Here is an 8,792-nt window from a genome sequence, read left to right on the forward strand (position 1 = left end):
CCTCGTGTACCGCGGGCAGGTCTGTGGGTCCGGCCATGGGTGTTGGTGGCCGGACCCACAGGGTGTCTGTCTATGGAGTGGTGTCTATCGGGTCTCCTCGGTGGTGTTGCGTCGGCGGTGGTGGTAGAGGGTGCCGGCGAGGGTCAGGAGTGCTGCGGTGGTGGTGCCGATGGTGGGGTCGATGAGGGGGACGTCGATTTCGGTGTGGCCGCAGTCTTCGTTGTTGCTGGAGTTGGGGTCGGGTTCGTTGCCCATGACCTTGGCGCAGTTTTTGATGGTGGTGTCGATGGGGGGGTTGGGGGCGAGTCCGCGGATGGTGATGATGTGGCTTTGTCCGACCTTGAGGGGTCCGCCGGTGCAGGTGAGGATCTGGTTGTTGATGCTGCAGCCCGCATCGGCGGTGCGGGCGTCGGTGATCCCGGCGGGGATGGGGTCGGTGACTTTCCAGCCGGTGGAGTCGTTGGGGCCGTTGTTGGTGACGGTGACCTGGTATTCGATGGCTTCGCCGCCCAGGACCTTGGCGGGGGCGGTCTTCTCGATGCCGAGGTCGACGCTGGACTTGGTGAAGCCGAAGTCGGCGCCGTGGTCGTTCTGGCCGGCGCCCTGCGGGGTGACGGTGATGGCGGGGAAGGGGGTGCCGCCGGTGTCACCGCTGGAGTCGATCTGTTCGTTGTCTCCGACGTTCGGGCGGGTCGGGGACCAGCCCTGAAGGACGCCGCCGGCCTGGTAGTCGGCGGGGTTGTCCATCTTGATGGTGTAGCTCTGGCCGTACTGCAGGTCGGCGGCGGCGACGTTCTTGGTGACGGTGGAGTCGAAGTAGTACTCGCCCCGAGAGTTGGTGACCGCGGTGCCGATCTTGTTGCCGTCGGCGTCATACAGATTCACCGTCGCACCCACCACCGGCTGCTCACCCGGGTCCTGGATACCGTCCTCATCGGTGTCCTGCCACACCCGGTTACCCAACTGCAACGGCGCCTGATCACACAGAACTTCCAGGTCACCGATACCGCGCGCCTTGCCGAAGGCGTCGTTGAGGAAGAGACCGTCGGTGTCATCGCTGCTCTCACCCGTGAAGCGGTTGATCCACCGCACACCACTGCCCGTCTCGGGAATGGGGTCCATAGCGGTGAAGGGCAGCTGCGTCTCCACCTTGGACAGGGCCAGGCCACCCGAACTGATCTCGTGGTGAGCACCCATATTGTCGCCGGGGTAGAACTCCTTGGCGGCCGGGTTCTGCAGCGCGCTCGGTTCGCCGCTGTTTTCGGGTGTGGCGTTGTTTTCGCAGCCGCCATTGGCGTCCAGGCGGAAAGTGCCGTTTCCGTCAGAGCAGGCTCGGTTGATGTCACCGCCTTGGTATGCGGACGTTGCGGGCCAGGCAGGGGCGTCGGATGGAGGCAGCTTCCAGCCAGCGATGTCGGAGAAGCGATCGGCGAAGCCGACGACCATGTCACCGTTGGCTTCGAAGACAATGTCGGAGAGCTCTGGCTGCGGGTTCTGAATGTCGGTGTGGCTGCAGGTCTTGCCGTCCTGGGTCGCGGGACGGTCATCACTCCACGGATACCATCCCTCGCCGGAACAAACAGTGTCGGGCAAGGAGTCAGCGGTGTAGCCCCCGCGGGGATAGTTCAGCGGTTCGTCCATGACGGTGCCGGTGAACCGGTTCGTGGTGGGGTCAAAGACCTGTACGGCCGCCCGCATGTCGTCCGGTCGGCCGCTGTCTTCTGCTGAGCAGACACCGCCGACATAGACCTTCCCGTCGTGGATGCCCAGGCCGTAGGGACGCCAGTCGTCGTCGGCGCAGCCCGGGTCGGGGATTCGGGGGGAGGCCTTGGGCGCGTCGGCACTGCTCTGCATAGCGTCGTAGCGATAGAGCCTGCCGTCGTGCATGTTGACGACATACAGGTCTTTACCGTCCGGGCTGACGTCCAGGTCACCCAGCGACTCCTTGCCCACCGCCGGGATGAACCCCGCGTCCATCTCGACATCTGGGTTGTGGGCCGTGGTTCCAGGGTTGGGGACCTGGGTGAACAGCTCGGTTTGCCCCGTGGCGGGGTCGGTCCGGTAGATCGCGCCCGGACCACCGGAACCGTACTTGGTACCCCGCTTGGCATAGGCCGCAGAGAAGAGCTGCTCGGTCACCTTGTTGTAGCCCAGACCCCATACGGTCCCAGTCTGTCCCTCCGTCGCCAGCGTGGTGATCTGGTTGTACTTGCCTCGCGCATCGAAGGGGAAGGACGTCAACGTGTGGCTGCTGTCCGGGGCCGGATCATCCGGCGGAATTGTGGGGTTCTGGCAGACGGCAACAAGCGTGGCGTTCTTCTGGCAGTAGTCCTCTGGGCTCCAGAACGAGGTCGTGACCTCCGCATTCTTGCCCCCGGACAGGTCTACGAACTCGACGTTCGAGGACAGCACGGTGGGATCGAGCAGATCAGTCCGAGGTGAAGCGTGGCCGGGGAAGTACACCTTCGCATCCGGGTTCTTCACCTCGATCCGGTACCTACCGCCGGACAGGCTGCTGCCCGGGCGCAGTTTCACCTCGCCGTTCGCGTCCGTGGTGCCGGTGATCGAATTGCCATCGTCATCGGTCAGCACGACCTGAATCCCGGCCCAGCCGGGCTCCAGCAGTTTGTCCCACCGGCCGTCCGCGTTCACCTCCCGCACCACACGGACCGCGACCTCACCGTCCCCGGGATCAGCCCACGCCAGGGACCCCACCGACACCACACCCGCCGCCGCCAGCGACGCCGCTAACGCACTGGATAACGCCAAAGACATCCCGCCGACCCAGCGCCGGCGCTTCCGTTGCTCCATCACCAAATCACTCCCATGACTGGACACGTGTCTGCACCGCGCCTGCACGCAGGCGGAGACGCATTATTAACGATCAACATCATCCGCTTATATGACGAATGGGCGGGCTGAACAGGTGACCGCTCCCCCGATTGCGTCACCGTGGGAGTGAAGAGAGGTGCTCCGTAGCAGGCGAGCCGTCCAGCTGAAAGGGCGGATATCTCGGTCTTGCTGCACTTGAGAGGAAGACACGACCATCAGGGATCCCAGAGAAAGACGCGCTGCTGTCCAACCGGCGCGGTTTCCTTGCCTTTAGGGGGCCCTTCTGCGGTAGACAGACCACCACGAAGACTCTTCTGGCGGATCCCCGTCACGTGCCCTACTTATTGCGAGAGGTTATCCATGCGCATTGCGTTTGGTACTCGTCCTCCATTACGCCGGCTGCTGCACAGTTCACGGGCCCGAGTCGTGGCCGCAGCGCTCGCTATCGGACTGTCCTGCGGCGCCTTGGCCTTGACAACCACCGGTGGAGAAAGTAACCGGCCACGCTCCGTCACGTCATCAGAGGCCCAGCAACTGGCCCTGGTACGGTTCACGACTTTTGAGGAGAGTCCGAACACAGTGACCGTGACGATCGACAACGGTGCGGACTCGTATGTGCTACGTGGGCTTATCGACTACCGCACCCACCGCGCCGTAGCGTCGTTCGTTGCAGGGACGGCAGGGCCGAAGCCACAAAAGGGGCTCATCGCCTGGGACGAAAGTGGTCTGGCTGTGGCCATCGGGAAGCGGGTGGCACCCACCTCTTCAGAGATCGCGCAGATCGTCCGAGCTGCTGCGAAGGTTCCGAGCGGACATTGGTCGCCACGTCCCTACTCGGCATATCCCTTGGACATCGCGCTGCGCATGATGATGGCGCTGGGATCGGATCGACCGGACAACGCTCAGCTGCTGGCGCAGTCCGGGCCCCGCTACCTAGGGGAGAGCACCCTGCGCGGAAAGTCGTACGCGCGGTTTTCCGGGCCGCGGCCCCAGCCTCGGGGTAGTGGTGCGCCCGGATCACAACCGCGGCGCAAGGGACCCTCTCCGCTCACCTACTGGGTCAGTGAGAATGGGGAATTGGGCCGCTTGGAGATTAAAAGTCCGACTATGGAACGGCCGGTCACCGTGGACTTCACCGGTCGTGCGGCCCGCGTGAAGGTGCCGGGGCAGCCGTGGCGGGAATCGTCTCCTCGGCGTAAGTGAGCGCAGACGTCAGCGATTGGGGAGGGGCAGGTGAACCGCCCCTCCCCGAGGCCACCATCAGCGACGAGGCTCTGGCAAGCGGTACGCCGTCACATCAACTTTCCCCGGCAGGCCCAGCGCCGGGCGGGCGGGAGCATGGCCCGCATGGCCCATGCTGGGCTGCGCCGGTGGAAGCGGGACATCGCGGAAGGAGATGCCAGGCGGAATCTCACCGATTCCCTGCAGCTGGCCGAGCGTGCGAACAGCACTGTCCGGCGCCGAGCATTTGGTCATGGCGCGAGGCAACTGACCCGGGCTGGTCGGGGTTTGGCCATTGTCGAGGTAACAGTTACCTCCGGTTCGAGCCGCCAACATGACAAGGCCCACCTGGTCGTCGGCCACTGCGTTGTCCTGGATGCGATTGCCGAGAACTTGATACCCCTGCTCATCCCGCAGGACGAAGGCGCCTGCGTGATTGCCCTCGACGCGGTTACGTTCGAAGCGGTTGTTCCTGCCTCCACTGATGCCGACGCCGATACCGAAGCCACCGTCGGCCTGTTCGGGGCTTTGGTTGTCGTTGTTGTCTCGGATCGTGTTGCCGATGAATACGGCATTGTGCTGAGGCCCCAGGGCTTCCAAGTTATTGGAGAGCACCGTCATACCCACCCGGTTGCGACGGACAGTGTTGCCGAGGAAGTAGAGGTCCTCCGATGCGTTCGTGACCTCAATGCCGACCGCATTGTGTTCGCTCAGGTTGTTCCGTACGACGGTATTGCAGGGCTTGCACTGACCAACGTAGATGCCCGAGTCAGCATGTCCGGAGCCGTAGGAGTGCTCGATCACACCGTCCCGGGCGTCGAAGGCGTAGATGCCGTAGAGCGCGTTGTTGTTGGCCGTCACGTAGGAGGCGCGGAAGCCGCGCAGGGCCGGGAACTTGGCGGTGTCCAGAGGGTCGTAGTCTGCGCCGCCGGCCCCTGCTCCTTGCAATGCTCCATCGGTGACGCCGGTGAAGAGCAATCCATTGGCGAGATGGTTGCGTACTGTCAGGTTTTCGACGACCGAAGCTGCTCCGGTGACCGTGATCCCGTTGGCGCGCCGGAACTCGCCGTCCACCACTACTTTTGAGCGATTGGTTCCGCGCAGCACAATCCGAGGTTTACGAATGGTGACGCTCTCTCGGTATACACCCGAAGAGACCAGCACCATGTCACCCGATCGAGCGGAGTCTACTGCCTTCTGAATGGACGGGAACTCGCCTGGCACCCGTAATACCGCAGGCGAATCACCCCGTTCCGGTCGGTTGTCAGAGCCTTGCTGACCGCAGCCTGCCAGCCCAAGGAGGGCGGTTAGCAGGCACAGGAGAAGTGCCATGGAAGCCGGTAAGGATTTCCAGGCATGAGAAGCACGGCGTTTCGTGGCGAAGAGTCGCATAGGGCCTAGGTGTAGCGTCAGGCACGCCGCAGCGATTCACGATCGCATTCCCCTGTCCTCGTGTCCTCATGAGGCAGTGCTATTGGCAACCTTGCATATCTTTTGGGCCGAACCTTGGAGTGACGGTGATCAGCATGCCCTCTGATTCCCCTCCGCCGACCCGACGTTCCATGCTGGCTGCAACGACTGGGCTCGCCATTCTCACGGCCGGCTGTGCAGCGGGGGCGCATCAGGATCGGTCGAACATGGCCGAGGAACGCGGTGCCAGAGCACCGGAAGCTGACAAGGCACTGTCCCGTCAGCGTGGCATCAGCGGCCCCCAGCCCATGCACGCCGCCGTCGCCGCCTACGATGTGGCACCGCGCCTTCGTGGCTCGACCGGTGCCAAGGCTGTGCGCAGTGGCCTGGCTCTGTGGTCGGCGCTCCCACTCCCTGAAGGCATGACCTATACCGTGGCGTTGGGCCCGGCGCTGTATCACAAACTTGGTCTTCCGACACCTCCTCTGTTACGGAAGATCCCGAAGTTCCCCCATGACCGGATCGACCCGGACAACAGCGATGGCGACATCCTGGTGCAATTATGCAGCGATGATCCGGACGCAATCCGCGACGTCCTGCGACTGCTCGCCAAAGCATCCGCCAAGATGTTTACGCCCCGCTGGCGCGAATATGGGTTTCTTCCTCCGGCTTCGAAAGGTGAGACCCCCCGTAACCTCTTCGGCTTCAAGGACGGGACAGAGAACCCGACGCCAGCCGAAGCAGACCGCTGGGTCTGGCATCCCGACGGCGGCACCTACCTGGTCTACCGACGCATCCACATGGATGTCTCCGACTTTGCCGCCCTTCCACGCACCCGTCGAGAAGCTGCCGTCGGGCGCGACCTCGTCTCCGGAGCACCACTCGGGGCTTTCCGCGAGCACGATCCTGTAAATCTGTTCGCCAAGACCCCGCAAGGCCGCTACCTCATTCCCGCCGACTCACATGTGCGCCTAGCCCACTCCCGACTCGACGGCGGAGCACGCATGTTGCGTCGTGGCTACTCATATGACAACGGATCAGATGACCGTGGCCTCCTCTTTCTCGCCTACATGCGTGACCCCGCCCTCTTCACTCGCGTGCAAGAACGCCTCGACAAATCGGACGCGATGAGCAGGTTTGTCGAGCACCGAGCCTCGGCGGTGGGCTATGTCCTGCCCTCCCCCGTAATCAAGTGGCTGCCGGGCGGACAAGAAGCTTCTGGCACCCACCCAACAGCCATGTGATGTGAAGCCGTGCCAGAAGTACAATCCCCCGGACCGCACGAGGCGTTGTCCTGTAACTGACGTCAGCGCCCCTGCCTTCAATGCGATCGATTCAGCCCGGGCGAGGACCGGGCTCCGCGTGCCCAAGTCCGCTCACAGCCCCTGACTTGATCGACTCCGAGGCTGGCAATTGGGACGTTGGCCAACGGTTCGAGATGGGCCCGGATATCGATCAACCGCTGGCGGCGGGTGTTGGCTTCATGCGGTCGACGGCGCTGCCCGCTGCAAACCCGCCGGCAACTCCCCTGTTCTGGAGACGGGGTTGGAGGCCAACGCGACCCGCATCCGCATGGAGCGAGCGATGCTGGGACACTGGACGGGTCCGCGCAGTTGGTGCGCAGTTGGTCGTGTGCAGCGCGGAGCGCTCGCCGGGACTTCAAGCGTACGGTGGCGGGGATCGCCGGATGCACGCAGTCGGGCGCCGGCGTGGTCGAAGTGCCGCTAGTGCGCGGGTTGTTCACGGTGTCAGAGATAGAGGGTGTGGCGGTGCATCGGCTTTTTGGTGGGCGCGAACGCGCGCTGCTGGTTTACTCGACGGACTTGCGCGACTCCTGTTGAAACGATGTTGCACAGCAGTTGCCAGGAGCAGGCATCTCAATGCATGCCGGCTTCTACTCCGCTGGGTTTGGGCGGAACCTCTCTGAGAGGGAAGTCCGTACGCTCCAGGGGAGGTTCTGCACGTGGCCGACCCGCTCCATCACTTCATGGGCGAAATTCATCAGTTCTGCACAAAGCGCTCGGCCGGGGAACCTCAGCCGAGCGCTTTGCTGGTCTGCCCGCTGTGCAGCAGGCACTTGTACGGGACAATCTCGCTTGGGGCGACCGCCGATGTCCCGCTTGCAGCGGGACTGGCTCATGTCCCAGATGTTTGCCCTGCCGCCGGATCTGGCGGCCACTCCCCCACCTAGTTAATCCGGCTGGGTGGGATTGTGCTGATCCTTTATCGAATCTTCCACAGCTGGGAGTTGGGCCAAACGATCCGCAGCACGTGCTGGCACCGAGCACGGTGCAGAAAGGGTACGGCTGGGATCGGTGACGCCGGATGGCGCCGAGATTTCGTCAGGGCAGCCCGGCGCCTTACGGCACGAGCGGGGGCATGAGGCGGCCATCATCTGCGACCAACGGCGGCACGAGGCCGCCGTCACCGGCCGGCGGCACAAGGGCATCGTCACCGGCGGCTGCCGACGGCACGAGCGCCAACTGCACGTTCTCATTCGGGGGGCACGTGACCGGGGCCGGGTGGATCAGGAGCCCCACGACACTAACCGTGTTCCCGCAAACGTCGATGGGAATGTTCACCGGCGCCTGGAGCACGTTCCCGGAGAGGATTGGCCCATCAGCAGCAGTGGCCCCTGACGCGCCGCCCAGGATCAGCGAGACCGAGGTCACTCCCAGCGCTGCTGCCGTCTTCATCTTTCGCACGAATTTCTCCCAGATCTGGTTGAGCACTTCTTCGCGGGCTGTGCGGTGTTCCGCTCGAAAGGAATCGAGCAGGCATACCGTGGCCAAGGCGGCCATATTTCGTCAGCCTCACAGAAGAGACCTGGGAGAGCAGATCATGACGGCAGACTGCATGGCGCATTGACGCCCTTCCCTCGATCGTGGGTGAGAAGCCGCACGGACCAGTCATGGGCACGCAGACGTTCGAGTATTTAGGCCGCCTTGCCCATCCCCTCCCGGCGCCTTGCTTCTGCTCATGCGGGGTGGGTGACACCTGTGCGCGCAGCATGCGCTGGGCCACTCATGGGGCGGTACGGGGAACGCCGCGGGTTTTCCAGTCTCCTTAAGGCGAGTCACGTACATCACAGCGCATTGTCGAGACGTCGTGCATCGTCGACCGTGTCGTCTTCCGCCGGTCAGGTGTGCGCTTCCGAGCAGGTGCTGACTGCCGGGACCTTCTGGGACAGCGTCAGTCCAACTCTCCCTGAGCAGGTTCTCCGTGATATCCACTGCTATTCGCGTCGCCCGGGTGGGCAGCGCGGCCGAGCTGGCCGCGGCGGCCCTCATGATGCTGGGCTTCCCGGCGCTCATGCTGGCCGCGCTCGT

4 protein-coding genes are annotated in these 8,792 nt (G+C 63.9%); 1 reads left to right on the top strand and 3 read right to left on the bottom strand.

The window, feature by feature from the left end; all coding sequences use genetic code 11:
- Positions 1-84: 84 nt before the first annotated feature.
- Entirely contained in the window at positions 85-2,811 is a 2,727-nt protein-coding gene (locus ACZ7NC_RS40760) for an SdrD B-like domain-containing protein (protein ID WP_471496517.1), read from the bottom strand.
- 1,281 nt (positions 2,812-4,092) lie between these two features.
- Entirely contained in the window at positions 4,093-5,220 is a 1,128-nt protein-coding gene (locus tag ACZ7NC_RS40765; RefSeq protein ID WP_471496519.1) for a right-handed parallel beta-helix repeat-containing protein, read from the bottom strand.
- A 470-nt stretch (positions 5,221-5,690) separates the two neighbouring features.
- On the opposite strand from ACZ7NC_RS40765, the gene ACZ7NC_RS40770 reads away from it, so the two are divergent.
- Positions 5,691-6,707: a Dyp-type peroxidase gene (locus ACZ7NC_RS40770; RefSeq protein ID WP_471496521.1), complete on the top strand. Its 1,017-nt coding sequence runs from the start codon at positions 5,691-5,693 to the stop codon at positions 6,705-6,707.
- A gap of 1,116 nt (positions 6,708-7,823) precedes the next feature.
- Here the strand turns inward: ACZ7NC_RS40770 and ACZ7NC_RS40775 are convergent.
- Positions 7,824-8,264, bottom strand: a complete 441-nt coding sequence (locus tag ACZ7NC_RS40775) for a chaplin (protein WP_471496523.1) — start codon at positions 8,262-8,264, stop codon at positions 7,824-7,826.
- Positions 8,265-8,792 lie beyond the last annotated feature (528 nt).

Source organism: Streptomyces sp. NPDC111802 (assembly GCF_055634335.1).